The sequence below is a fragment of the Catellatospora paridis genome (assembly GCF_009720365.1).
Taxonomy (GTDB): Bacteria; Actinomycetota; Actinomycetes; order Mycobacteriales; family Micromonosporaceae; genus Catellatospora; species Catellatospora paridis.
Window position 1 is genome coordinate 16,146 of record NZ_ML769319.1, and the last position, 25,352, is coordinate 41,497.

Genomic DNA, 25,352 nt, shown 5'->3' on the forward strand with positions numbered 1-25,352 from the left:
ACCTCCCTCGCATTGCTATACGCTCGCGTCATGTCACTTCAGGGCCCGGGTACGCGGCTGGGACTGAGCTCGGTCGCCGTCGCTGCGGGAGTTGCCGCCGCTGCGGGAGCAGCACAGTTGGGCGTCGGTTACGGCCTGGGAGTCTTCTCCTGGGTGCCCACCGTGCACGGCGGCGATGAGGCCGCGTGGTTGGCGAGTCTGGCCTGGACGGTGTGGATTTCCGCCCTGTCGGTGGTGCTCGGTGCCGTAGTGGCCGATCGCGTCGGCCAACCGACTGTCCAGTCGTCGACAGCGGTCCGCGCGCTGCGCCGCGCCGCGCTGTCGATCGCCGCCGCGCTGGGCGGCCTGGTCGTCGTGGCGCTGACCGCGGTGCCCGCCCGGGTGGCCGAGCGCGCCGACACGTTCGCTCCGCACCTGATCGTCGGCGGCTATGCCATCGCCGGGGTGCTGCTCGGCCTGTTCATCTCGGTGGCCGCCCTGGCCGCCCGCTCGCTCGCCGCGAACGTGCTGGCCACCGGCGGTTGGCTGTGGCTGCTCGCGGTCACCGCGGCGGCCGACGGCATCGCGGCCGGGCGGGACCCCGTCGTGGCGCAGCTCGGCTCCTGGCCGGTGACCACGGACGGGCCCTGGTTCCGCGACGTCTACCTGCCCGGCGCGGCCATCGCCGCGGTCGCCGCCGTGGTCATCGGCTTCCTCGCCGCGCTGCCCGCCGCGCGCCGCCGCGACGGCCAGGCGGGCGTGGCGCTCTCGGGCGCCGCCGGCCCGGCCCTGGTCGCCGTGGCCTACCTGCTGGCCGCGCCGAGGCTGACCGGTGCCCTGCCCGAGCAGCTCTCGGCCCACCTGGTGGCCCCGTACGCGGTGGTCACCGGTCTGATCGGCTCGGTGCTGGCACTCGTGCTCTGCAGCCCGCGCCGCCCGCGGCCGGTCACCGCGCCGGCCGCGCCGGTCCCGCCGCAGTACACCGGTTCAGACGCCGCGCCTGCTCCGGCCGTCCCCGCGCAGGCCGTCCCGGACAAGACCGGCTCGGGCAAGCACGCCTCCGACAAGAACGGCTCAGCCGGGGACACCTCTGACAAGGCCGCTTCCGACAAGGCCTCGTCCGACAAGCCCGCATCGGGCAGGGCCACCGGCAGGGCCACGGTCGCCAAGACCGCCTCGGACGATGCCGCCGCGCAGAAGCCGGCGGGCGAGCCCGACGCGGCCGCGTCCGGCGCCACCCCGCCGACCGGCCCGAGCGGGGTATCCCCCGCCGCGGACCCGCCGGGCCCGCGGCAGCCGCGCAAGAAGCGCTGAACCGGTCCGGCGCGCGTCAGCGCACCACGACCATGCCGACGCTGCCCGCACCGCGCGAGCGCAGCACCCGGGCGGAGCGTTCGCCGCTGGCCCGGCAGGCGGCACGGCTGGCCGCAGGGCATGCGGTCACCAGCAGCACCCGGGCCGGCCCGCCGTTGAGCTGCATGTACGTCGGCAGCGCGGCGACCTCCGACACGGTGAACCGGCCGGGCGCCGTCTCCAGGAAGGTGAACCGGCTGATCACCCCGTCCCGGGTGACGTCCGAGAAGCTCTGGTTCGAGACGTGGTTGCCCATGCCGTAGGCGACCCAGCGCCCCTCGATCCGTTCGAACGGCTGCACCACGTGCGCGTGGTGGCCGAGGATCAGATCCACCGCGCCGTCGCGCAGCAGCTGCCGGGCGACGGACACCTGCTGCTCGTTCGGGCGCTGCTGGTACTCGGTGCCCCAGTGGATCGACACGATGACGACCTCGGCCCCGGCCCGCCGGGCCCCGCCCGCCGCCTGCCGGACGCGCTCCGGATCGAGCGAGTTGACCAGCCACTCCTTGCCCTTGGGCCGGGTCAGTCCGTTGAAGGAGAAGGTGTACGACAGCAGCGCCACCTTGACCCCGCGCACCGTGACGATCGTGGGCTGGTCCTGCTCGGCGCGGCTGCGGGCCATGCCCGCGTGGGCGATCCCGGCCGCATCCAGCGCGGCCAGGGTGCGGCGCACGCCTGCCTCGCCGCCGTCCAGGGAGTGGTTGGACGCGGTGGAGCAGGCGTCGTAGCCGGTCTGCCGCAGGGCGGGCACGATCTGCGGCGGCACCTTGAAGATCGGGTATCCGGTGAACGGGCCCTGCGGGCCGCCCAGCGGCGTCTCCAGGTGGCAGATGGCGAGGTCGGCCGCCTCGATCACCGGGCGCACGCCCTTCAGCAGCGGCGCGAAGTCGTAGCCCTGGCCGCCCGCGTCCCGCTGCGCCTGCCGCCAGAGCCCACCGTGCAGCAGCACGTCGCCGCTGCCGACCACGGTGAACGTGCGCGGCACGAACTCGCCGCCCGCAGGAGTCGGTGACACGGCCGCCGGGCTCGGCGAGGGTGACCGGCTCGGCGCGGGCTGCGGCACGGGCGCGCTCGCGGTCGGCAGGAGCTGCGTCGACGACGGCCGTGGCGCCTGACCGGGCAGCCACGGTGGCAGCGTCGCCGAGGCGACCGCGGCCAGCAGCACGGCCAGGGTCGCCGGCAGCGCCCAGGGCCTGACGTCTCTATGGTCACCGGTCACGGCTGCACCCTCCCCCGAGGTCTTCGATCACGCCATCCGCTGTCAGGCCGAGTCAGCCCACGGGCCAGGTGTGCACCGGTTCGTTGGTGCGCTGGTGCTCGGCGTACCGGCCGACCATGGCACGCAACGCCGCGGGCCGGGTCGCGCCGGCCGACTCGAGCGCCCGCACCGTGGCCACCTGCCAGGTCGAGCCGTTCTGTCCGGTGAGGCAGCGCTGCTCGATGATGCCGAGCAGCCGGTCCCGGTGCGCCGGGTCGACGCCGAAGCGGTCGAGCCCTTCCGCCGCCTTCGGCAGCAGCATCTCCAGCACCAGGTCGGTCACCCGGATCTCGCCGAGCCGCGGCCACCAGACCGGCGCGACGATGCCCCGCCGGGCGGCGGCGTGGAAGTTGTCCTGCGCCACGCTGAACGGCAGCTGCGTCCAGAGCGGACGGTCCTCCTCGACCAGCGCCCGCACCAGTCCGAAGTAGAGCGCGCCGTTGGCCAGCATGTCGACCACGGTCGGCCCGGCCGGCAGCACCCGGTTCTCCACCCGCAGGTGCGGGCGACCGCCCATGATGTCGTAGACCGGCCGGTTCCAGCGGTAGATGGTGCCGTTGTGCAGCCGCAGCTCGCCCAGCCGGGGCACCCCGCCGTCGCGGAGCACCGTCAGCGGATCCTCCTCCTCGGCGATCGGCAGCAGCGGCGGGAAGTAGCGGACGTTCTCCTCGAACAGGTCGAAGATCGAGGTGACCCAGCGCTCGCCGAACCAGACCCGGGGGCGTACGCCCTGGGCCTTGAGCTCGTCCGGGCGGGTGTCGGTGGCCTGCTCGAACAGCGCGATCCGGGTCTCCGCCCACAGCTGATGGCCGAACAGGTAGGGGGAGTTGGCGCCGACCGCGACCTGCACCCCGGCGATGACCTGCGAGGCGTTCCAGTACGCGGCGAACTCCGCGGGCGACACCTGCAGGTGGAACTGCAGGCTGGTGCAGGCGGCCTCGGGCGCGATGGAGTCGGTGCGGATGCGCAGCCGGTCCGCTCCCCTGATGTCGACGCCGATCTGCTCGCCGCGGGCGGCCAGGATCTCCTCGTTGAGCGAGCGGTAGCGCCCGTTCACGGACAGGTTCTCGGTGACCGTGTGGTCGGTGGTGAGCGTCGGCAGGATGCCGATGGTCAGCAGCGCCGCGTCGTGCTTGCGGGCGTGCGTGTCCGCGCGGCGCAGACTCTCGATGATCTGCTGCTCGTACTGGACCAGCCCGTCCCCCGAGATGAGCCGCGGTGGGACGTTCAGCTCCAGATTGAACCGTCCGAGTTCGGTCTGGAACTGGGGATCGGCCAGGTCGCGCAGGACCTCTTCGTTCACCATCGTCGGCAGGTGCTCGGCGTCGACCAGGTTCAGCTCGATCTCCAGCCCGGTGGTCGGGTGGTCGGCATCGAAGCTGAAGTCGTTGAGCATCAACGCGAACACGTCCAGGCAGCGCCTGACCTTCTGGCGGTAGTGCTCCCGTTCCTGGCGGCTGAACGTCTGCAGCGAAACGTCCTTGCCCATGAGCCCTCCCCGACGCACGGTCACCAAACGAACCCTCAGAGTACGTTTCGCGGGCGACAGTCGTATCGGGTGGTCGTCCCGATTGGCACGCCCGTTGTCCCACTCTGCGGGAAACGAAGGGCAACAAATGTGCTATCTCTCCATATACGATGCGGAAATGGAGCTACTCGAGGATTCGAGGCTCACCGCCATGGGCCTTTTGACAGAGGCGTACACCAGCCTCAACACCCTCTGCGCGGAGCAGCTCGCCGCGCACGGCCTGGCGCCTGTCGAGTTCGAAGTGCTGCTGCGGCTGGCCCGCTCGCCTGCACTGCGACTGCGCATGACCGACCTTTCCCGACAGACGTCGATGAGCACGAGCGGGGTGACCCGCATGATCGACAGGCTCGAGCGGGAGGCCCTGGTCTGCCGGGTGCCCTGCGACATCGACCGGCGCAGCTCGTACGCCGCCCTCACCAGCAAAGGCCTGGCCCGCCTGCAGGAGACCATCCCCGGCCACTTGGAACTGCTTGACGAATGGCTCGTCGGCCCGCTGACCCAGCGCCAACTGCAGGGCCTGCTCGTCGGCCTGCGCGTGGTGCGTGACGCGGTCCGCCCGGAGGCGACCGCGGGCATTCATGACCAGTGACGATCCGCAACGGCGCGGCACTGCTGCCGCTGCGGCAGAACCGGCGGCAGAACTGCCAGGGACGTGCCAGAAAGGACGGTTAAAGCCCCGAATCGGGTGAACCGGGCTGCTAGCGTCATGGCCCTGTGGAAGGACGGTCCGACCGGCCTTTTCACGGGGGCTGCATCGGCGCGGGCGGAGACGGCGGGGGGCGCGGTTCGCCACGGCGGGCCGCGGAGGGACATCATCCGTCGGGGGGCCGCCCGCGCCGAACCCAGCGCCCGGCGCTCACAGGTGGCTGAGCAGTCCCAGCGCGTGCGGCGTCAGCGAGATGCCCGTGCTGTCCCGCAGCTCGTAGAGCCGGGTCACCACCTCCGCCGGTTCGTCGCTGGTCGCCGCCAGCCCGACCAGCGCCTCCATCATGTCCCGACGGTCGTTGAGGCCGCTGGTCAGCCGCGCCGCCGCCGCGAACCACGAGGCCGCCAGGGTGCGGTGACCCCGCTGCCAGGCCACCGTCGCCTCGATCATCGCGCAGTGCCAGTCCTCCTCGGGCTCGGCCGCGTCGGGCACGTCCGGCCCCGGACCGGGCTCCTCCAGCAGCACCGCGCGGATGTCGGACAGCGTCTTCTCCGCCTCCTCCAGCCGCCCGCCCTGCGCGTACGCCAGTCCCACCACGCCCACCAGCCGCCGCCGCTCGCCCGGGTTGCCGACCTCGGCCAGCATCTCCGCGGCCTGCAGGCCGACCCGCACCGCCTCGTCGTAGCGGCCGTCCAGGCGTAGCACCTCGGCGAGGTTGGCCCGCGCCAGCGCGCGGAGCTTGTGCTCGCCGGACCGCGCCGACAGCCGGTCCACCGCGGCCAGCCGCCGCTGTGCCGCGGCGAGATCGGCTTCGCGCAGGTCGTGCCAGATCAGGTTGTGCTGGGCCACCGCCATGTCGTCGACCCGGCCGGTGCGGGTGGCCAGCGCCAGGGTCGCCTCACCGTGGCGGCGGGCGTCGTCGTACTCCCCCGCGCTCTGGTACACGACCTGCAGCACGCCACGCGCTGCGAGCTCCCCGGTCACGTCGCCCACCAGCAGGAACGCCGCCAGCGCGGTCTCGCCCCGGGCGAGCTCCGCCCGGCCCGCCCCGTGTTCGGCCGCGAGCTGCACCACGCCCAGGTTCGCCCAGGCGCGCACGACCGGGTCGGCGTCGGCGGTGCGCGGATCGTCGAGCAGCCGCAGCAGCCACTGCCTGCCCTGCTGGTCCCGGCCGCGGAAACGCCACCAGCGGGGCAGCTTGGAGGCCAGGCACAGCGCGGTGTGCGGGTCATGCTCGGCGGCGTGGGCCAGCGCCGCCCACAGGTCGCTGGCCACGTCGTCGAGCCGGGCCACCGCCGCGGCCAGCGTGGGCCCCACCATCGTCGGGGCGGTGCGGGCCGCGAACCGGGCGAAGACCACGCCGTGCTGCCGCCGCGCCTCGACCAGCTCACCGGCCACCGCGGCCTGCTCGGTGGCGTACTCCTTCACGACGTCCAGCAGCACGAACCGGAACGCGCCGGAGCCGCGCACCTGCACCAGTCCCAGCTCCACCAGGCGCTCCAGCACCGGCACCACGTCGACCTGCGGGCCGAGCAGGTCCTCGGCCAGCTCGACGGACCAGCGGTAGCCGAACACGGCCAGCCGCCGCAGCGCCTCCCGCTGCGCGGGCTCCAGCAGGCGGTAGCTGGCCGTCACGACATCGCGCAGGGTCACCACCGGCGGGGAGGCGGCGACGTCGGCGCTGCCCAGCTCCAGCAGCCGGTTGCCGTATCGGGCAAGCATCTCGGCCGGGTCGAGCACCCGGCCCCGCGCCGCGGCCAGCTCGATGGCCAGTGGCAGCCCGCCCAGCCGGCGTACCAGCGTGACCAGCGCCTCCACCTCGACATCGGCGGGCGACCGACGCACCTGCCGCCACCTGGCCAGGAACAGCGCGCTCGCCGGATGCCGCTCGGCCTCGGCCAGCGACCGCGTCCCGGCGGGCGGCAGCGACAGCGGTCCCAGCGGCCACACCTGCTCGCCCACCGGGCCCAGCGGAGCCCGTGCCGAGGCGAGCACCCGCAACGTGGGCGCGACGGTGAACAGTTCGGCCAGCACGGTCCGGGAGGCGTCCGGCGAGCGGTCGACTGCGTCCAGCATGAGCAGCACCGGCTGCTCCAGCCGGGACGGCAGGTCGGCCGGACGGCTCACTTCCAGCACTGCGCAGATCACGTCACGGATGTCGGTGGCGGTGTCCCCTGCGGCGACGCTGATCGCGCGCACACCCGCCGGGAACCGCTGCTGCGCCTGATTCGCCACGGTGATCGCGAGCGCGCTCTTGCCCACCCCGGCCAGGCCCACCAACGTGGTGAGGCCGGGCTGGGCGGTGAGGTGCTCGACCAGGGCCGCGGACTCCTCGGCGCGCCCGTACAGCTCCGGCGGCGCGGGCAGGGTGAACGCGGGCCGGGCGGGCGGCGGGGACACCTGGCCGCGGGCGGCGAGGTAGAACTCGGCGGCCGCGTCCCCGGTCAGCGACAGCGCACCGACCAGCAGTTCCACCGTGCTGCGCTGCGGCCGGGCCGCTCGTCCGTGCTCCAGGTCCCGGACCGTACGCACGCCGATTCCGGCCCGGGCGGCGAGTTCCGACTGGGTCAGCCGCGCGGCGTCCCGGTGCGCGCGAAGGAGCGCGCTGAAGGAGGCCGCCGACGCGTCGGCGGCCTCTGCGGGAACCGGGTGACCTGGGGCCATGGCCGCAAAGACTACGCACCCGAAGCCGAACGTGGGAGTCGAGCGTCTACTTTTTGGCGCACCCACGGGACATGACCGGTGTCACAGCGCAACCTTCTCCATGAGCTGTTCGTGTCTTCTCTCACCTGTCGATGGAGAAATGAGGTGAGCGGTGCGGGACACGGAGAGCTTCGACGAGTGCTACCGGGCGACCTCCCACCGCCTGCTCGGTTACGCGTACGCGCTCACCGGGAACTGGGCGCAAGCCCAGGACCTGGTCCAGGAGACGTACATGCGGGCCTGGCGGCAATGGGGGCGGCTGTCCGAGTATGACGACGTCGAGTCCTGGCTGCGGCTGGTCGTATCGCGCCTGGCCACCGACGTGTGGCGGCGTCTACAACGCTGGCGTGCAGCGATGCGCCTGCTGGGCACGGGCGGTGACGCCGCACCCGCCGACGAGTCCGCGGTGCTGCTGCAGCAGGCGCTGCGCGGCCTGCCCAGGGTCCAGCGCCAGGCGCTGGCCATGCACTACCTGTTCGACATGCCCGTGGCCCAGATCGCCCTCGACGCGGGGGTGCCGGTGGGCACGGTGAAGAGCTGGCTCTCTCGTGGACGTGCCGGCCTGGCGGCCGCGCTGCAGGCGAAGGACGGTGACCGTGATGAGTGAGATCGAGAATGCGTTCGCCCGGGTGGTGGTCGAGGCCGAGCGCCAGGGGCTGCCGTTGGCGGCGCAGCTGCGCGACCGCAGCGACCGGCGGGCCCGGCGGCGGGCCGCGGTGGGCACGCTGGCCGTCGCCGCGGTGCTCGCGGCGAGTGCCACCGTGCTGCTGCCGCTGCTGGGGCGCGAGGCACCGGACCAGGTCGCCTTCCCGTCCGGTACGGCGGTGCAGACGTCGGCACCACAGCCGTCCACGTCGGCACCGTCCTCGGCACCGCCGCCGACCGCGGGATGCCCCGGCGGGAAGTTCACCAAGACGATCCCCGCCAAGGTGCTGGTCTCCGGCACCAACCGCGACGTCCCGGACATCCCGCTGGAATACCACTGCGGGAAGCCCGCGACCGGCGATGCCAAGAAGGCGCTGCCCAAGGTGTGCCCGGACCAGTCCGACGCCGGTGACACCTCGATCCTCGGCCGTCGCGGGATCCTCGCCTACCTCAAGCCCGTGCAGGAGGGCTACACCCCGAACACCTACTTCCACACGGTCACCGAGTACACGGCTCCCGAGGCGGCGGCCGCCTACCTGGCGGGGCTGCGCGCCGCCGTGGCGGCCTGCGGCGAGTACCGGGTCGGCAGCCTCCGGTACGACTACGCCGTCACCGACGGGCCGGCACTGGGCGACGAGTCCCTCACCCTGGCCATGTCGGTCAAGGTCGACCCACCCGCGGAGGGCACGCCGGAGCTGGCCACGTTCCGGATCTCGGTGGTACGGGTCGGCGCATACGTCTCCGTGGTGACCGACCACGGCTGGGAGGGGGACCCCACGCCGGACGCCGAGCTGGACCCGGTGCCGACGCAGGCTGCGGCGAGGCTGTCCACGCTCTGAACCCATCGGGATCCGGGCGACGCGGGCTCCGTCGCCCGGATCCCGATGGGCGGGGCGCTGTCCGGCTGCCGACAGGGCGCAACCGGACCCCTACACATCGAGTGTCTTCAGTTACCGGGCCGTCACGGGGCGGTCCGGTCAACCGACGGGGACCTCGGTCGTGCCGCGGTCGCCGGTGGAAGGAGCGCTCATGACCGCACCGAACCTCACCCGGCGCGGGACTGCCGCGCTGGCGCTGGTGGCGGCGCTGGCCGCGGCGTCCGCCGGCGGCTGCGACCGGCCGGGGCCCCCTTCGGCGTCCGCACCGGCGAGCGTAACGCCGACGGCGTCCGCGTCGCCGAGCAGCGCGCCCTCCCCGCAGCCGTCACCCGAGCCGACGCCGGACGACCGCTGCCTGGACACGTATCCGGGCGCCATCGCCGACGCGGCGTTCCTGCCGGGCACGTTCGGCGAGGAGAAGGCCGACCTCTGCTACCACGTCCGGCCTGCCCGGCCCGGCGAGGAGGAATGGCCGGAGGAGGATCATCTGCCGCGGGTCTGCGCGACCGGCACACTGCCCAGCGAGGCGCTGGTCGCCGACCGGCGCGGCGGCCGCAGGCTGTGGAACAGCAGCAGCACCCCGGGTGAGTACTCGACCGAGGTGTACGACCACACGGTCACCCGCTATTCGGGCAACGGAGCCCGGGCCTACCTGGCCGACCTGCGTGCGGCGGTGAACCGCTGCGGGGCGTACTCCCGCGACGGCGCCCGCTACGACTACTCCCTGGTCACCGCCCCGAAACTGGGTGACGAGTCGCTGCGGCTGGCCCTGCACCGGCGCTTCCTGCAACCGCAGGAGGCCTCGCCACGCGAGGCGCGATACCTGATCGCGGTGATCCGCCGCGGCGACCACGTCGCAGTCGTATTCGACCACGGCTGGGAAGGCACCCCCACCCGAGACCCCGCCATCACCGACGTCTTCACCCAGGCCGCCCGCCTCCTCCCCACCCCCTGACCCGACCCGCGCGCGTGCCGCCGCAACTCTTGAAGAGTCGCGCCCACCCGGCCATCCGGAAGGCGCGACTCTTCAAGAGTTGCAGCAAGGAAGTCGGGGTCAGCGCAGGCCGAGGTCGCGGGCGATGACCATGCGCTGGATCTCGGAGGTGCCCTCGCCGATCTCCAGGATCTTGCTGTCGCGCCACATGCGGGCCACCGGGAACTCGTTCATGAAGCCGTAGCCGCCGTGGATCTGCGTGGCGTCCCGGGCGTTGTCCACCGCGACCGTGCTGGCGTGCAGCTTGGCGATGGCCGCCTGGCGCTTGAACTCCTCGCCCGCGACCAGCCGCTGGGCCGCGTCACGCCAGGCCAGCCGCGCGGTGTGGGCGCGCGTCTCCATGTCCGCGATCATGAACTGGATGGCCTGGTACGACCCGATGGTGTGCCCGAACGCCTCACGCTGCGAGGCGTACTTGAGCGACTCGTCGACGCAGCCCTGGGCCAGGCCCGTGGACAGCGCGGCGATGGCGATCCGGCCCTCGTCGAGGATCTGCAGGAACTGCGCGAAGCCGCGGCCCCGCTCACCGAGCAGGTTCTCCACCGGCACCCGGCAGTCGACGAAGGTCAGCTCGTGGGTGTCCGAGCTGCACCAGCCCACCTTGGAGTAGCCGGGCGCGACCGTGAAGCCGGGCGTGCCCGACGGCACGATGATCGAGGAGATCTCGTTCTCGCCGGTCCGCGCGGTGACCGTGACCAGGCTGGTCATCGTGGTGCCGGAGTTGGTGATGAAGGCCTTGCTGCCGTTGATGATCCACTCGGTGCCGTCCTCGGACAGCCGCGCCGTGGTACGCGTGCCGCCCGCGTCGGAGCCCGCGCCCGGTTCGGTGAGGCCGAACCCGGCCAGCGCCTCACCCTTGATCAGGGCGGGCAGCCAGCGCTGCTTCTGCTCCTCGGAGCCGAACCGGTAGATCGGCATCGCGCCGAGCGAGATCGCCGCCTCCAGCGTGATGGACAGCGACGAGTCGACCCGGGCCAGCTCCTCCAGCACGATGCACAGGGCGAGGTAGTCGCCGTCCATGCCGCCGAACTCGCTGGGGAAGGGCAGCCCGAACAGGCCCATCTCGCCCATCTGGCGGACCAGGTCGTACGGGAACTCGTGCCGCTCGTACAGGTCGCCGATCACCGGCGCCACCTTGTCCTGGGCAAAGCGGCGTACGGTGTCGCGCAGCTCGCGGTGCTCCTCGGACAGCCCGAAGTCGGTCATCACGGCCTCTCTTAAACCGGAGTCACGCCGTGTCGGCGGCGTGAGAAGTGACGGTCCTTGCCGTGTGCGGCGCGGTACCGCTGGATGAGCTCGTCGCGGAGCCGATCGGGCTCCACGATCGTGTCGATTACCAGCTCGCTGGCGAGCCGGACCAGGTCGATGTCGGTCTCGTACTCGGCGCGCTTGGCGGCGATGAACGCCTCCCGCTCCGCCTCGTCCTCGATCGCAGCGATCTTGTTGGCGTAGACGGCGTTCACCGCGGCCTCGGCGCCCATGACCGCGATCTTCGCGGTGGGCAGCGCGATGGTGGCCTCGGGCATGAAGCCGGGTCCGGCCATGGCGTAGAGGCCGGCGCCGTACGCCTTGCGCACCACCACGCAGATCTTCGGCACGGTGGCCTCGCTGATCGCGGTGACCATCTTCGCGCCGTGGCGGATGATGCCCTGCCGCTCGACCACGCTGCCGACCATGAAGCCCGGCACGTCGCACAGGAACAGCAGCGGCACGTTGAACGCGTCGCACAGCTGCACGAACCGGCTCGCCTTGTCGGCCGAGTCGACGAAGAGGACCCCACCCTTGTGCAACGAGTTGTTGGCCACCACGCCTACGACCTGGCCGTCGAGCCGGCCGAAGCCGACCGTCAGCTCCTTGGCCCAGCGCGCCTGGATCTCGAAGAACTCGCCGCCGTCGAGCAGGCCCTTGACCAGCTTGCGCATGTCGAACGCCCGGCGCTCGCTCTCCGGCACGATCGCGGCCAGGTCCGTCTCCGGTGCTGGCATCGGCTCCAGCGCAGGCGGCTGCTCCGTCCAGTTCGAGGGCAGGAAGGACAGGTAGCGCCGGACCACGCCGAGCGCCTCGTCCTCGTCCTTGCACAGGAAGTGGCCGACGCCGGACTGCTCGGTGTGCACCTTCGCGCCGCCCATCGCCTCCAGCGTGGTCTTCTCGCCGGTGACCATCTCGACCATGCGGTCGGAGCCCAGGTACATCGAGGCGTTGCCGTCGACCATGGCGACCACGTCGCAGAAGGCGGGGATGTACGCGCCGCCCGCGGCGCTGGGCCCGAACAGGGCGCACACCTGCGGGATGCTGCCCGAGGACTTCACCTGCTGGTAGAAGATGTTGCCCGCGCCCCGGCGGCCGGGGAACAGGTCGACCTGGTCGGTGATCCGCGCACCGGCCGAGTCGACCAGGTAGACCATGGGCACGCCCTGGCCGTACGCCCGCTCGATGATCCTGATGATCTTCTCGACGGTGCGCGCGCCCCAGCTGCCGGCCTTGACCGTGGAGTCGTTCGCCATCAGGCACACCGGGCGGCCGTCGATGGTGGCCTGGCCCGTGATCACGCCGTCGGCGGGCAGCCCGTGCGCCAGCGCGTTGGCGAACATCCCGTCCTCGACGAAGGAGCCCTTGTCCACCAGCCGAGCGATGCGCTCCCGGGCGAACAGCTTGCCCTTCGCCTCGTTGGCCTGGTGGTACTTGGGCGACCCGCCGGCCCCGATGCGCTCCCTCAGCTCATCCAGCCCCTCGTGCATGTCGCACCCTCTCCTCCCACCGGCTCAACCTGAACGATAGTTAAGTTACCACCAGGTGAGACACCCCGCCTCCCCCGCCAGGTGCGACCCCGCCCCACCCCCGGCGCAACTCTTGGGGACTTGCGGCCTCAGGCCGCCCCTGATGCCGCGACTCTTCAAGAGTTGCGGCAGGTGGGGGGTGGGGTGGGCAGGGCGTGGGGGTATGGGAAAGGGCCGGCGCGCGTCCGCGCCGGCCCTTTCGGTGGGGAGGATTGTTCAGCAGAAGTTCGCGGTGGAGCCGCCGACGCTGGAGGCGTTGGCGTTGCCCAGCAGCGCACCCACGGCCACGCCGGAGACGTCGATCGGCGCCTGGACCGGCACGAACACCTGGTTGCCGCTCAGGATCCCCGAGTTGCCGAAGGTGTTCCAGTTGAGGTCGCAGGTGCTCGGCGCGGCGTGCTGCCACTTCTTGCGCTGGTTCAGCCGCTGCTGCATCTGCTGCTGCTTGGCGCCGATGCCGACGCTGGCGCTGGTGTTGCCGACCGCGCCGGTCAGGCCACTGGTCAGCCCGTTGATCGGCAGCAGGCCGGTGATGACGTCGAGCGGGGAGCTCTCGGCCACGGTGCTCTCGATCGGGGCCGCCGTGGACACGACGTCCTTCTTCTTGTTCTTGCCCTTGTGCTGGTGCCAGCTCGGCTCGCCGTAGGGCTGCGGGTACGGGTCCTCGTCGACGTCGCCGGGCTCCGCGCCGGGCAGGTTGGCCTCGGAGCCGCCCACGCACCACGCGTTGGCGTTGCCGAGCACCCCGACGCCCACGCCGCAGGCGTCGATCGGGACCTGGATCGGGGCCAGCACCTGGTTGCCGCTCAGGATGCCCGAGTTGCCGAAGGTGCTCCAGTCGGTGGCGAGAGCGTCCTCGCCGTAGTTGGCCTCGCTGCCGCCGGTGCAGCTGGCGTTGGCGTTGCCCAGGATGCCGATGGCGATCCCGCAGATGTTGATCGGGGCCTGCACCGGCAGCTTGATCTGGTTGCCGCTGCCGATACCGCTGTTGAAGGAGGTGTTCCAGTTGTCAGCCGCGTGCGCGCCCGTACCGCCGACGAGCAGCACGCCGGCGGACAGGACGCCGACCTTCACGGACGTCTTGGTCCACGTGCCCAGCGAAGTCGCAGTCATGTGAATCGCAGTGCCTTTCGATCTGGAATTGCCACGGGGAGATGCAGTGTCTTGCCATGTCACGGCCACTTTGCGGAGCGTCCTGTGTGCACGATGAGCGCGCCGGAGCGCGGTTGCTCCGACTGTCGACGTGCGCCCGTAGTCACCTGATTCGGCTCGTACAAATAGGGCATTTATGACATCGCAAGGGTCAACGAGCCTGCCATTCCTCGGACACGGATCACCGAACCGATCACCCGTGGCGGCAAATGCCATTCCTTGCACGAATTACGGCTTATGTCCGAATTGCTCTAGATTGAAAAGGCAAGAACGGTCAAATAGCCGACAGGGAGTGACCACTGGTCACTCCCTGTCAATGTTGCTGCCACCTGGATTCAGCAGGCCGTGGTGGCCCCGGTGTCCGCCAGGTCAGCTCACGGTGCGGCTGCGCGGGCCGGCCCGCAGCACGCCGGAGGGCAGCTCGCGGCCCACGATCTGCTCGGCCAGCCGGGCCGCGTCGATCAGCTTCTCCAGGTCGATCCCGGTGTCGATGCCCATGTCGTGCAGCATGTGCACGACCTCCTCGGTGGCGACGTTGCCCGACGCGCCCGGCGCGTAGGGGCACCCGCCCAGGCCGCCGACGCTGGCGTCGTACTCGGTGATGCCGAACTCCAGCGCGGTGAGGATGTTGGCCAGGCCGGTGCCGCGGGTGTTGTGGAAGTGCAGCAGCATCGGCACGTCGGGGTGCCGCTCGCGCACGATCGACAGCAGCTCGCGTACCCGGCGCGGGGTGCCCATGCCGGTGGTGTCGCCGAACGCCACCCGGTCCGCGCCGTCGGCCACCACCCGGTCCACGATCGCGGCCACCCGCTTGGGGTCCACGTCCCCCTCGTATGGGCAGCCGAAGCTCGTCGCGATGATCACCTCGGCGGTGGACCCGCCATCGTGCAGTGCCGGAATGAGCTGGGCGATCTCGTCCAGCGACTCCTCGGTGGCGCGGTTGATGTTGCGCCGGTTGTGCGTGTCGGAGGCCGACACCACCACCTCGACCTCGGTGAACCCGCCGGCCAGGGCCCGCTGGGCGCCGCGCAGGTTGGGCACGAGGGCGCTGTAGCGCACCTGCGGGTTCCGGGCGACGGCGCTCCACACCTCGTCGGCGTCGGCCATCTGCGGAATGGCCTTGGGGTGCACGTACGAGACGGCTTCGACGCGCCCGACGCCGGTGGCGCTCAGCGCGTCGATCAGCCTGACCTTGTCGGCGGTGGGCACGGGGTCCTCGTTCTGCAGCCCGTCACGCGGACCCACCTCACGAATCGACACCCGGTCCGGCAGCACAGCACCCATGCCGCCACCTTAACCCTCGTTAACCTCACCTGCCCACCCCTCCCCTGACCTCACTGTTCGCCGATCCTTCACAAGGATTTGAGGTATTCATTCATGTCGCTGCACAACGCGTCGGCCGTTCGGGGCGTCTCTACGAACGACAGTCCAAGGCGGACTGATCGAACGGACGGGGAGGAACATGCGATCCAGCAGAGGAACGAGGGCATTGCTGGCCGGGGGGATCGCCGCCACGCTGCTGATGGCCGCGCCCGGCACCGCGGGCGCGGAACAGGCCGCCTCACCACAGGCCGCCCGACCCGCGCTCGGTAACACGAAGACGCAGACCGTGGCACTGATCACCGGCGACCGGGTGTCGGTGCACGGCGACAACCGGATCAGCCTGACCCCGCGGGACGGCGTGACGTACCGCAGCTACCGGGTCAAGGACCACCAGTACGTCATTCCCTCCGACGCGGTGCCGCTGCTCGCGGCGAACCGCCTCGACAAGCGGCTGTTCGACGTCACCGAGCTGCTCGCGGTCAAGGCCGCGCGCAAGGCGACGCTGCCGCTCATCGTCTCCGGCGCCGGCTCCTCGCCCGGCCTGACCGCCGAGCGCAGGCTCCCGGCCGTCAAGGGCTTCGCGGCCGAGGTGCCGGAGGAGTCCCTGGCCACGCAGTGGCTGGCGACCCGCAAGGCGAGCACCGGCAAGATCTGGCTCGACGCGGTACGCAAGCCGGCGCTCGACCAGAGCGTCCCACTGATCGGCGCGCCCGCGGCCTGGTCCGCCGGGTACGACGGCACCGGCGTCACCGTCGCCGTGCTCGACACGGGCGTCGACATCACCCACCCCGACCTGGCCGGCAAGATCAGCGCTCGGCAGAACTTCACCGAGGGTGAGGAGGACGACCTCGACCGGGTCGGCCACGGCACGCACGTCGCCTCGACCATCGCGGGCAGCGGGGCCGGCTCCGGCGGCAAGTACAAGGGTGTCGCACCCGGTGCGTCGCTGCTCGACGGCAAGGTCTGCGTCGAGTACGGCTGCGCCGAGTCCTGGATCCTGGCCGGCATGCAGTGGGCTGCCGAGTCCGGCGCCGACGTGGCGAACATGAGCCTCGGCGGCGACAACACCCCCGAGATCGACCCGCTCGAGCAGGCCGTCAACGACCTGACCGCGCAGTACGGCACGCTGTTCGTCATCGCGGCGGGCAACTCCGGCGCGGACGAGACCGTCGGCTCCCCGGCGACCGCCGAGGCGGCGCTGGCCGTCGGGGCGTTCACCAAGACCGACGAGCTCGCCGAGTTCTCCAGCCGGGGCCCCAGTGCCGACGGCTGGGCGGTCAAGCCGGAGATCGCCGCGCCGGGCCAGGAGATCGTGGCCGCGCGCAGCAAGGACGGCTTCCTCGGTGAGCCCGGCCAGCTGTACATGCCGCTGGACGGCACGTCCATGGCCACCCCGCACGTCGCGGGTGCGGCCGCGCTGCTGACCCAGGTGCACCCCCAGTGGACCGCGGCGCAGCGCAAGTCCGCGCTGATGGCCTCCGCGAAGCCGTCCGCCGGGGTCGGCGTGTTCGCGCAGGGCGCGGGCCGGGTCGACGTCGCGCGGGCGATCACCCAGCAGGTGACCACCAATCCCGCGTCGGTCACGTTCGGCCTGCAGGAGTGGCCGCACGAGGACGACGAGGTGCGCACCAGCACGGTCACCTACCACAACGGGGGCAGCGCGGCGGTGACCCTGCAGCTCGCGCTGACCGGGGCTCCGGCCGGCGTGTTCTCGCTCAGCGCCGCCACCGTCACGGTGCCGGCGGGCGGCGACGCATCGGTGACCATCACCGCCGACACCCGCCAGGGCGGGGACCTCACCGGCGGCATCGGCGGTCAGCTCACCGCCACCGCGGCCGGGGTCTCCGTGCAGACGCCGTTCGGCGTGGTCCGGGAGGAGCTCAGGCACGCGGTGCACATCACCGCCACCGAGCGCGACGGCGACCCGGCGGAGAACGCGTTCACCGTGCTGTTCGACCCCGTCCGGTTCCGGGACCACATCGTGTCCGGGGCGAGCGGCGACCTGCGCCTGCCGCCGGGCGAGTACTTCGCGTTCAGCTGGATCGACGAGGACAACGACGGCGTGTACTCGACCACGCAGGTGGTCTACCCGGTGTTCAAGGTCGACGGTGCGGAGTCGCTGTCGATGGACGCGCGCGGCGCGAGCGCCTTCGACGTCACCGTGCCCGATCCCAAGGCCGACGTGGTGCTTGCCGCGTACGACGTCAGCATGGAGTTCGAGAATGCCGGCATCAGCATCAGCGCGCTGGGCGACGCGTTCGCCAACATCTACGCCAAGCAGCTCGGCCCGAAGAAGGTGGCCGGGCTCAGCTCGGCGCTCACCGGAACGCTGGCCGAGACGGACGAGGAGGGCAACCCGGCGCTCGCGCCGCACGTCTACAACCTCGGCTGGCACAAGGCCGACGGCATGCTGCCCGGGCTGGTCAAGCACCTGCGCTGGAGCGACCTCGCCACGGTGAAGGCGACCCACGCGGTGCTCGACAAGGGAACCAACGGCGTGCGGCTCAGCTTCCTCGCGCCGCCGGACGGCGGAGGCGGCTGGGCCACCGGCTGGCCGGTCCCGCTGCCGTTCACCCGCACCGACTACTACGCGAGCAACGTGCCGTGGCAGGTCGAGCTCATGGCGGAGAAGCCGGCCGAGGGCGAGGACTGGCCCGAGACGGTCTCCGACAACAGCGCCGGTGCGGACTACCGGGCCGGCAAGACCTACCAGGAGGAGTGGAACAAGGGCGCGTTCGGACCCAGCGTGGCCCCGTTCTTCCCGGGCGAGAAGCCGGCGCAGCGCATGGGTGACGTCATGTACGTCGGCCCGGCGCTGCTCGGCGACGGCCAGGGCCGGGCGGGCTTCGGTCAGATCACCAGCGGCAGGGGTGCCCTCTACCGCAACGGTGAGCTGGTCGCCGAGGCCACGGACGGACCGTACGTCTACACCGAGGACGTGGACCCGGCCGGCGCCTCGTTCCGCTTCGACGGCAGCCTGGAGCGCGACTCCCGGCTCAGCACGAAGATGTCGGTGAGCTGGACGTTCCGTTCGGGCCACGTGGCCGAGGCGGCGTCGCTGCCGCTGACCGCGGTCAGCTTCGCGCCGAGCCTGGACATCCAGAACGTGGGCAAGGCCGGCGGCCTGGGCGTCTACCCGGCGACCTTCACCCAGACCGAGGGCTCCGGCCGCGTGGTCAAGCTGTCGGTGAAGGCGTCGTACGACGACGGCAAGACCTGGGTCAAGGTTCCGGTGCTGCACCTGGCCGGGCAGTGGCTGGTCATGGTGGTGCACCCGAAGGCGGGCGGCTTCGTGTCGCTGCAGGCGTCGGGTGCGGATTCGAAGGGCAACACCTTCGACCAGACCGTCATCCGGGCGTACGAGATCCGCTGATCACCGCAACGCGAAAGGGCCCGGCGACCGTGGTCGCCGGGCCCTTTCCCTGCCCGGTCAGCGCATCCGCGAGACCAGGGCGGTGTCGTAGTCGCCCGAGACGAACTCGGCGTTGTCCAGCAGCTCGGCGAAGAAGGGCAGGTTGTTCTTCGGCCCGATCAGCTCGAACGCGGCGACGGCCGCCTTGGCCCGGGCGATCGCCTCGGCGCGGTCGGCGCCGTACACGATGACCTTGGCCATCAGCGAGTCGTAGCTCGGGGTGACGACGTTGCCCTCGGCGTAGCCGGAGTCCACCCGCACACCCTCGCCGGCCGGCTCGACCCAGGTCTTGATCGCGCCGGGGCCGGGCAGGAAGCGCTTCGGGTCCTCGGCGTTGATCCGCAGCTCGATGGCGTGGCCCCGGGAGACCAGCGCGGCCGGGTCGAACTGCACCGGCAGCCCGGCCGCCACGCGCAGCTGCGCCTCGACCAGGTCGATGCCGAACACGGCCTCGGTCACCGGGTGCTCGACCTGCAGCCGGGTGTTCATCTCCAGGAAGTAGAAGTCACCGGTGGCCGGGTCGAACAGGCACTCGACGGTGCCGGCGTTGCGGTAGCCGACCGCCTCGCCCGCGCGGACCGCGGCAGCCAGCAGCTTCTCCCGCTGCCCGGGGGTGAGCGCCGGGGACGGCGACTCCTCGACCAGCTTCTGGTTGCGCCGCTGCACCGAGCACTCGCGCTCGCCCAGGGCCAGCACGGTGCCGTCGGCGAGGCCGAGGATCTGCACCTCGACGTGGCGCACCCGGGGGAAGTAGCGCTCGATCAGCACGGAGCCGTCGCCGAACATGCGCTCGGCGAAGCCGCGCACGGTCTCGTACTGCTCGGTCAGCTTCGCGGCGTCGGTGGCGACGGCCATGCCCATGCCGCCGCCGCCGGCCGCGGCCTTGACCATGACCGGGTAGCCGATCTCCTCGGCGGCGGCCAGCGCGTCGTCGACGGTGGCGGCCGGGTCGGCGGTGCCGGGGGCCACCGGAACGCCGGCGGCGGCCATCAGGTTGCGAGCGTTGATCTTGTCGCCCATCGCGGTGATGGCGTCGGCGCCGGGGCCGACCCAGATCAGGCCGCTCGCGGTGACGGTACGCGCGAAGTCGGCGTTCTCGGAGAGGAAGCCGTAGCCGGGATGGATCGCCTGCGCGCCGGTCTGCTTCGCGGCGGCCAGGATCGCCTCGGTGTTGCGGTACGACTCGGCCGGGTTGGCCGGGCCGACGCACACCGCCTCGTCCGCCTCGCGCACGAACGGCAGCTCGGCATCGGCCTCGGAGTACACCGCGATGGTGCGGATCCCCAGCTCTCTGGCGGTGCGGATGATGCGCCGGGCGATCTCTCCCCGGTTCGCGACCAGCAATGACTCGATCATGCGGCGTCCCCTCCTGCGCTTCAGACAACCACACCGAGCCTAAACGCACGTTCAGTTCCGCCCGCCGTGCGGGGCCGCGGTGCGGCCGGGACCAGCAGTTTTCGGGGAAACGGCGGCTTCCGCGCACGCCGAACCCGCAGTTTCCCCGAAACTGCGAGCGGTGAACGGGGGCGTCAGCCCAGGAGGGCGGCGAGGGCGGCGGCGCGCAGGAGGGTGGCGCGGCGCTGGCGTTCGACCTCGCCACCGAGGAAGGGGGTGGAGTTCATCAGGCCGAAGGCCGCGTGGGCCAGCACCCTGGCCTCGCCGCCGGTGACGTCGGCGCGCACGGCCGTCAGCACGGTCACCCACTCCTCGACGTACTGGCGCTGCAGCCGGCGGATCTCGCGGCGCGGCTCCTCCGGCAGGCGGTCCAGCTCGTGCAGGTGCAGTGCGATCACGGCCGGGTTGGCCAGGGCGAACTCGACGTGGAAGTCGACCAGGGCCTCGACCGCGGCCCGCGGGTCGGCGGGGTGCTCGGACACCCGGCCGCGGCCGCCCGCCAGCAGACCCTCGCTCACCGGCATCAGCGCGGCGACGAGCATCGCCTCCTTGCCGGCGAAGTGGTGGTAGAGGGCGGGCCCGGTGACGCCGGCGGCGGTGCCGATGTCGTCCATGGACACGCCGTGATAGCCGCGCGCGGCGAACAGACCGACGGCGATCTCGAGGATCTCTTCCCGTCGCGACCTGCGCGCCGGCTTGGTCGGGGGGGTGTCTACCTGCTGCTCCACTGCCGTCACCCGAGACATGCTACTCGCCGGTCAAGCCGCAGCTTAACGTCCGTTTAGTCCAGTTCGAACCCATATTCCCGGGCCAGGCGGCGGGCTTCCTCCTCCTGGTCACACTGCATCAGCGTGTGCGCGAGCGCGTACGCCGCCCGCGGCAGCGTCGCCGAATCCCGGGGCAGGCCGTTGAGCACCTCGCGCAGGATCGACTCCGCCGCCTCGGCCCGGCCCAGGGTCAGCAGGACCTCGCCCATGGTCAGGTCCGCGAGGAACGCCTCCCCGAACGCCTCCAGCCCGCGGAAGCGCTCCGCCGCCCCGCGCACCCGGATCAGCGCCGCCTCCGGATCACCGACGCCGACCATGGCCCGCGCCCCGTCCAGGGCGAGCCAGGCCAGCTCATACTGCGCCTCGGGCTCCTTGGCCAGCCCCGGCGGCAGCTCGGCGGCGGCGGCGTCGGCCAGCTCCACGGCCTGCCGGGCCCGCTCCGGGTCGTCGGCGTACATCGCGGCCACGGCCTGGCGGCGGCGGGCGCGCATCTCGTCCAGCGGCAGTCGCGCCACCCGGTACGCCGCGGCGGCCGAACCCAGCCGGGTCGCCGCCAGCGCATCGCGGTCGAGGTCGAACAGCAGCTCACCGGCCTGCTCCAGGACCCGGGCCCGCCCCGCGGCGTTGTCGAACCCGTCCAGGTTCGCCGCGAGCTCATCGAGGTACGACAGCGACTGGTCGGTCTCCCCCAACCGCTGGTAGACGGCGGCCAGCAGGTGACGCACCTGGTCGGCGAGATTCTGGTTGCCGGACCGGTCCGCTCCGTACACGGCCTCCTCGGCGACCTCGGCGGCCTCCTCCACCCGACCCGTGTTGAACAGGGCCACGGCCAGGTGGAACCGGGCGTGCTCGGCGTCGTCGTCGTGCTCCTGCCCGGCCTCCGGCTCGCCGCCGAGCCGGGCGACCATGGCGGCCAGGTCGTCGACCGCCTCCCGCGCCCGCGGCGTGCCGGCCAGCAGCACCGCGCGCCGCTCCCGCACCTCGCGCTCCAGCGGCTCGGGCAGCACGCGCGCCAGCGCCCGGTCGAAGGCGGCCGCCGCGCCCGCGTTGTCGTCGAGCATGCTCAGACCCTGGCCGAGGAAGAACTCACCCAGCCCGATCATCTCGTCCTGGCCCTCGGCCACGGCTCGCGCGATCAGCTCCCGCGCCGCGTCGGCGGACTCCTGCACCCGGCCGTCCGCACCCAGCGCCTGCGCCCGCAGCAGCATCACCTGCAGCCGCACCCGCGCCCCCGGATCGGGCTCGCCGACCGCGGCGACGCGGTCCAACTCCCGCAGCGCGTCGCCCGGCTGCTGGGCGTGCAGCAGCGCGACCGCGAGCCGGCGCAGCGCCCCGGCCTGATCCTTCGGCTCGCCGTGGGCCAGCAGGTAATCCGAGGAGGCGCGGACCTGCGCCAGGCCCTCCTCCGGCTGGCCGTGCCGGCTGCGATGCAGCCCCAGCCGGCCCCGGATGCGCTGGCCGCGCACCTCGTCCCCGGCCTGCGTGTAGCGCTCCAGCGCCTCGGTCCAGGCCTGCTCGGTCTGCTCGGCCGTCTCCCCGTGCAGCCGCATGCCGCGCAGGTCGGCCAGCCGGCCCAGCTGCAGCGAGGTCAGCCCGCCCATGCCGGTGAACGGCTCGATGAGCTGCCACAGCGCCTCCGAGCGGGGCTCGTCGTCGCGCCGCAGCGCCTCCTCGATCAGATCGAGGAGCAGGTCGAGGCCGGCGTCCGCGGGCACGTCCGGCAGGTCGGCCACGACCGGGGCGGCAGCCGGCGGCGACACCGTTGGCGTACGCCCCATCGCCGCGCCGACCCTGGCGGTCAGGCTCAGCGGCAGCCGCTCCACCAGCGGCTCGGCCGCCAGCGTCGCGGCCACCCGCTCGCTCTGCGCGGCGGTGCCGTTGCGGACGTCGAAGCGCTTCGCCAGCGCGACGGCGCGCGCCGCGAGCTGCTCGGCCAGCTCCGCGACGTTGTGCTCGGCGCCGCGCACCGGCTGCGCCCCGTGTCCGGCGGCGGCCAGCAGCCCCAGCACCAGCGACGACGCGGCGGCGAACTCCATCTCGACCAGCGGCGAGGACGCCTCGGCCAGCCACGGCAGGTGCCGCTCGACCAGTTCCAGCCCCCTGCCGGAGTTGCCGCTCACCGCGAGGAAGTACACGTGGTCGGCGATCGTGCCGAGCTGGCCCCGATCGGCCCGGACCGTGCGGTAGGCCTGGTGGTGCGCCTTGCGCGCCTCGTCGAACCGCCCCGTGCGCAGGTACGGCAGCAGCAGCGCGGTGAGGATCTCCTGCGGCTGCTCGACGCAGGTCAGCTGCCCGGCGAGCACCGGGCCGACGAGCTCGATGGCCTCCGCGTCGCGGCCACGGTCGGTCAGGTGCCGCACCTGGTCGGTCGGGTCGCAGCCGACGCAGTCCGAGTTGCCGTCGCGCGGGGCGGCCTGCCAGTGCGCGTAGTGCAGGTCGGCCGCGGCACCGTCGCCGAGGTGGGCGGCCACCAGCCAGCGGTGCTTGTGCACGGCCTGCAGGCTGTGCCCGCCCTCCGCATAGCGGCGCTGCATGTCGTCGAGCACCGCATAGGTCCGCGCCAGCGGCACGTCCGGGAACCGGGTCAGTGCGTTGACCATGTACTTGTAGTGCCAGAGCAGCAGGTACTCCTGGTCCCCATGGCGTTCGGGATACGAGTCGAAGCGGGCCAGGCACCAGGTGAACGTCACGAACCCCTTGGCCGGCAGGCCGCCGCGCTGATACGCCTCCGTCGCCGCCATCCGGGCGTGGAACCGCAGCTGCTCGTCGCCCAGCGCGTCCGCCTGGGCGATCGCCTCCTCGGCCAGCGCCACCTGACCCGCGCCATGGGGCGCGTCCCAGCACTGCTCGATCAGCGCGCGGATCCGGTCGGGGTTGGGGGTGGTCATGGAGCGCGGTTCTCCTCGTCGGTGCTCACGACCGGCTCCGTGGGTCCGGCTCAGGTAGAGACGCGGTAGGCAGCGCCAAAGGGTCGCGCTCACCGGCGACCAGTTGTGGACACGACGGCACGGCTCGCGCGGCGGCGAGGCGGCGCAGGCTCAACAGGTCGACGGTGCCCCGTGGCTCGACCTGAAACGAGTGGTCCACGCCGGACACCGTACCCGTACCCGGACGTGCGCGCGCGGCACGACGAACGAGCGACCCCCCGAGGGGTGCCGCTCGTCGACGGTCCACAGCACGTGCTTACTCGTAACAGTCCTGCATCCGGAGCTGCAGGCTGATCTGGATCACTCCGGACCCGTCCAGCTCGATCCGGTAGCGGGCATCGGCATTGCCGGCGACCTGCACGTAGCCGCGCCCGAATGGTTGCCCCGGCTCCACGACCGACTTCCAGCTGGGGTAGATGGCGATCAGTTCCTCGTAGCTCATCCCCAGCCGGGCGCCTTCCGCGGTCTCGACACCCGGGAAGGCGTAGATCGCGGCCAGACCGAGCCGCTCGGAGAAGAACAGCTGGCCGTCGATGTCCCGATCGTCCTGCGCTTCCGGTGTTCCCTTGAGGAAGGCACTGGTGTCGCAGCCCTGATGGTTGATCTTCTCGCGTGTGACGACCAGTCCTGTCGCCAGGGCTTCAGCATGACGCTGCCCGAGGAGGAGGTCGCCGTAGCCGTACGGGCCGAGCACGAGTTTCCCCGGGGTCCCCGCAGAAGACGGCGTCACAGAGGCGGACGGCGTCACGGAGGGAACGGGCGAACCGCTTGGCGTGATCGTGACCCCCTGAGTTGCGGGGACTTCCGGCGGGCCCTGGTTGCCGCGGTCCATGGAGGCGTATGCCAGCGCCGGTGCGGCCAGCAGCAGCACCCCCAACACGCTGAACGCGGCGGTGGTACGGGCCCGGCGGCGCTTGACGGTGTGCCGCACCGCGCCCGTGCCGGTGGCGCGTACCGACGGTGCGGCGGCCGCGGTGAAGCCCGCGAAGGCGTCGTTGATCAGGTCGTCGTCGAAGTCGGTCATCTCAGTTCTCCTTCTTGAGCTGGGCGGCCAGCGCGGCGCGGCCGCGGCTGAGCCAGGATTTGACGGTGCCCTCCGCGACGCCCTCCTGCGCGGCGATCTCGGCGACCGGCAGCTGCGCCATGTAGTGCAGGACCACCGCCCGCCGCTGCTGCGCCGGGATCAGGGCGAGCGCGCGGGTGAGGGCGACCCGGTCCGGATCGGGGCCCGCGGCGTGCTCCTCGCGCTGGCGGCGCAGGAAGTTAAGCGCGGTACGCCGCCGCCGGAAGGTGCTCGTGGCCAGATTCCAGGCGACCCGGCGGACCCACGCCACCGGCTCGTCGTATCTGCTGATCCGGCTCCAGCGGGCGTACGCCCGGCAGAACGCCTCCTGTACCAGGTCCTGCGCCTCGCCGAGGTCACCCAGGTAGGCGTACAGCTGAAGGCTCAGCGGCGTGAACGCCGCCGCGTAGAACTCGTCGAAGTCGCGTGACGCGGCGGATGCCGCCGACTCCGCGACCCAGACCTCCCCGTGATGCGTGGCCATCGTGGTCACACGGTCCTTCCTCCCCGAAGCCACCGGGCTGATCCGGTGGATGGCACCAACACGCGCGA

Annotated in this window: 18 protein-coding genes; 6 read left to right on the forward strand and 12 right to left on the reverse strand. The window is 72.1% G+C overall.

The annotated features are described in order from the left end of the window. The first annotated feature begins 30 nt into the window (after positions 1-30). The gene (locus tag F9C41_RS21315; protein WP_155388606.1) at positions 31-1,293 is read left to right on the forward strand and encodes a hypothetical protein; all 1,263 of its coding nucleotides are present in this window, start codon (positions 31-33) and stop codon (positions 1,291-1,293) included. Positions 1,294-1,309: 16 nt separating this feature from the next. Here F9C41_RS21315 and F9C41_RS21320 read toward each other — a convergent pair whose 3' ends face one another. Further along, positions 1,310-2,551 (reverse strand): CapA family protein, encoded by a 1,242-nt coding sequence (locus F9C41_RS21320; RefSeq protein WP_230689840.1) that lies wholly within the window; start codon positions 2,549-2,551, stop codon positions 1,310-1,312. A gap of 52 nt (positions 2,552-2,603) precedes the next feature. Then, positions 2,604-4,079: a glutamate--cysteine ligase family protein gene (locus tag F9C41_RS21325; RefSeq protein WP_155388607.1), complete on the reverse strand. Its 1,476-nt coding sequence runs from the start codon at positions 4,077-4,079 to the stop codon at positions 2,604-2,606. Positions 4,080-4,269: 190 nt separating this feature from the next. Here F9C41_RS21325 and F9C41_RS21330 point away from each other — a divergent pair, with 190 nt between their 5' ends. Continuing rightward, positions 4,270-4,707, forward strand: coding sequence for a MarR family winged helix-turn-helix transcriptional regulator (locus F9C41_RS21330; protein WP_230689841.1), 438 nt, complete (start codon positions 4,270-4,272; stop codon positions 4,705-4,707). 267 nt (positions 4,708-4,974) lie between these two features. On the opposite strand, the gene F9C41_RS21335 is transcribed toward F9C41_RS21330, so the two are convergent. Next, positions 4,975-7,428: an ATP-binding protein gene (locus tag F9C41_RS21335; protein ID WP_155388609.1), complete on the reverse strand. Its 2,454-nt coding sequence runs from the start codon at positions 7,426-7,428 to the stop codon at positions 4,975-4,977. Between the two features lie 151 nt (positions 7,429-7,579). On the opposite strand from F9C41_RS21335, the gene F9C41_RS21340 reads away from it, so the two are divergent. The 3 genes from F9C41_RS21340 (at position 7,580) to F9C41_RS21350 (ending at position 9,945) form a co-directional block, all read left to right on the forward strand. Continuing rightward, positions 7,580-8,074 (forward strand): RNA polymerase sigma factor, encoded by a 495-nt coding sequence (locus F9C41_RS21340; protein WP_155388610.1) that lies wholly within the window; start codon positions 7,580-7,582, stop codon positions 8,072-8,074. After that, a complete protein-coding gene (locus F9C41_RS21345; protein WP_155388611.1) occupies positions 8,067-8,951 on the forward strand; it encodes a hypothetical protein in 885 nt (294 codons plus the stop codon). The genes F9C41_RS21340 and F9C41_RS21345 overlap by 8 nt, the downstream gene beginning before the upstream one ends. 190 nt (positions 8,952-9,141) lie before the next feature. After that, the gene (locus tag F9C41_RS21350) at positions 9,142-9,945 is read left to right on the forward strand and encodes a hypothetical protein (protein WP_155388612.1); all 804 of its coding nucleotides are present in this window, start codon (positions 9,142-9,144) and stop codon (positions 9,943-9,945) included. A 99-nt stretch (positions 9,946-10,044) separates the two neighbouring features. On the opposite strand, the gene F9C41_RS21355 is transcribed toward F9C41_RS21350, so the two are convergent. From F9C41_RS21355 to F9C41_RS21370, 4 genes are all read right to left on the reverse strand, one after another. Beyond that, positions 10,045-11,190 (reverse strand): acyl-CoA dehydrogenase family protein, encoded by a 1,146-nt coding sequence (locus tag F9C41_RS21355; RefSeq protein WP_155388613.1) that lies wholly within the window; start codon positions 11,188-11,190, stop codon positions 10,045-10,047. Positions 11,191-11,201: 11 nt separating this feature from the next. Continuing rightward, positions 11,202-12,722: an acyl-CoA carboxylase subunit beta gene (locus F9C41_RS21360; protein WP_155388614.1), complete on the reverse strand. Its 1,521-nt coding sequence runs from the start codon at positions 12,720-12,722 to the stop codon at positions 11,202-11,204. 255 nt (positions 12,723-12,977) lie between these two features. After that, a complete protein-coding gene (locus F9C41_RS21365; RefSeq protein ID WP_196279879.1) occupies positions 12,978-13,874 on the reverse strand; it encodes a chaplin in 897 nt (298 codons plus the stop codon). A gap of 408 nt (positions 13,875-14,282) precedes the next feature. Continuing rightward, a complete protein-coding gene (locus tag F9C41_RS21370) occupies positions 14,283-15,185 on the reverse strand; it encodes a hydroxymethylglutaryl-CoA lyase (RefSeq protein ID WP_196279893.1) in 903 nt (300 codons plus the stop codon). Positions 15,186-15,375: 190 nt separating this feature from the next. On the opposite strand from F9C41_RS21370, the gene F9C41_RS21375 reads away from it, so the two are divergent. Then, on the forward strand, positions 15,376-18,609 hold the full coding sequence (locus tag F9C41_RS21375; RefSeq protein WP_155388617.1) for a S8 family serine peptidase: 3,234 nt from the start codon (positions 15,376-15,378) through the stop codon (positions 18,607-18,609). A 57-nt stretch (positions 18,610-18,666) separates the two neighbouring features. On the opposite strand, the gene F9C41_RS21380 is transcribed toward F9C41_RS21375, so the two are convergent. The 5 genes from F9C41_RS21380 to F9C41_RS21400 all read right to left on the reverse strand — a co-directional run bounded on the left by F9C41_RS21380 (position 18,667) and on the right by F9C41_RS21400 (position 25,284). Beyond that, positions 18,667-20,004, reverse strand: coding sequence for an acetyl-CoA carboxylase biotin carboxylase subunit (locus F9C41_RS21380; protein ID WP_155388618.1), 1,338 nt, complete (start codon positions 20,002-20,004; stop codon positions 18,667-18,669). 173 nt (positions 20,005-20,177) lie between these two features. Beyond that, the gene (locus F9C41_RS21385) at positions 20,178-20,789 is read right to left on the reverse strand and encodes a TetR/AcrR family transcriptional regulator (protein ID WP_155388619.1); all 612 of its coding nucleotides are present in this window, start codon (positions 20,787-20,789) and stop codon (positions 20,178-20,180) included. A 35-nt stretch (positions 20,790-20,824) separates the two neighbouring features. Next, complete coding sequence (locus F9C41_RS21390) at positions 20,825-23,698, reverse strand: hypothetical protein (RefSeq protein WP_155388620.1); 2,874 nt, start codon at positions 23,696-23,698, stop codon at positions 20,825-20,827. A gap of 295 nt (positions 23,699-23,993) precedes the next feature. Beyond that, a complete protein-coding gene (locus F9C41_RS21395) occupies positions 23,994-24,761 on the reverse strand; it encodes a hypothetical protein (protein ID WP_155388621.1) in 768 nt (255 codons plus the stop codon). 1 nt (position 24,762) lies between these two features. Continuing rightward, entirely contained in the window at positions 24,763-25,284 is a 522-nt protein-coding gene (locus F9C41_RS21400; RefSeq protein ID WP_155388803.1) for a SigE family RNA polymerase sigma factor, read from the reverse strand. Between the last annotated feature and the right edge of the window lie 68 nt (positions 25,285-25,352).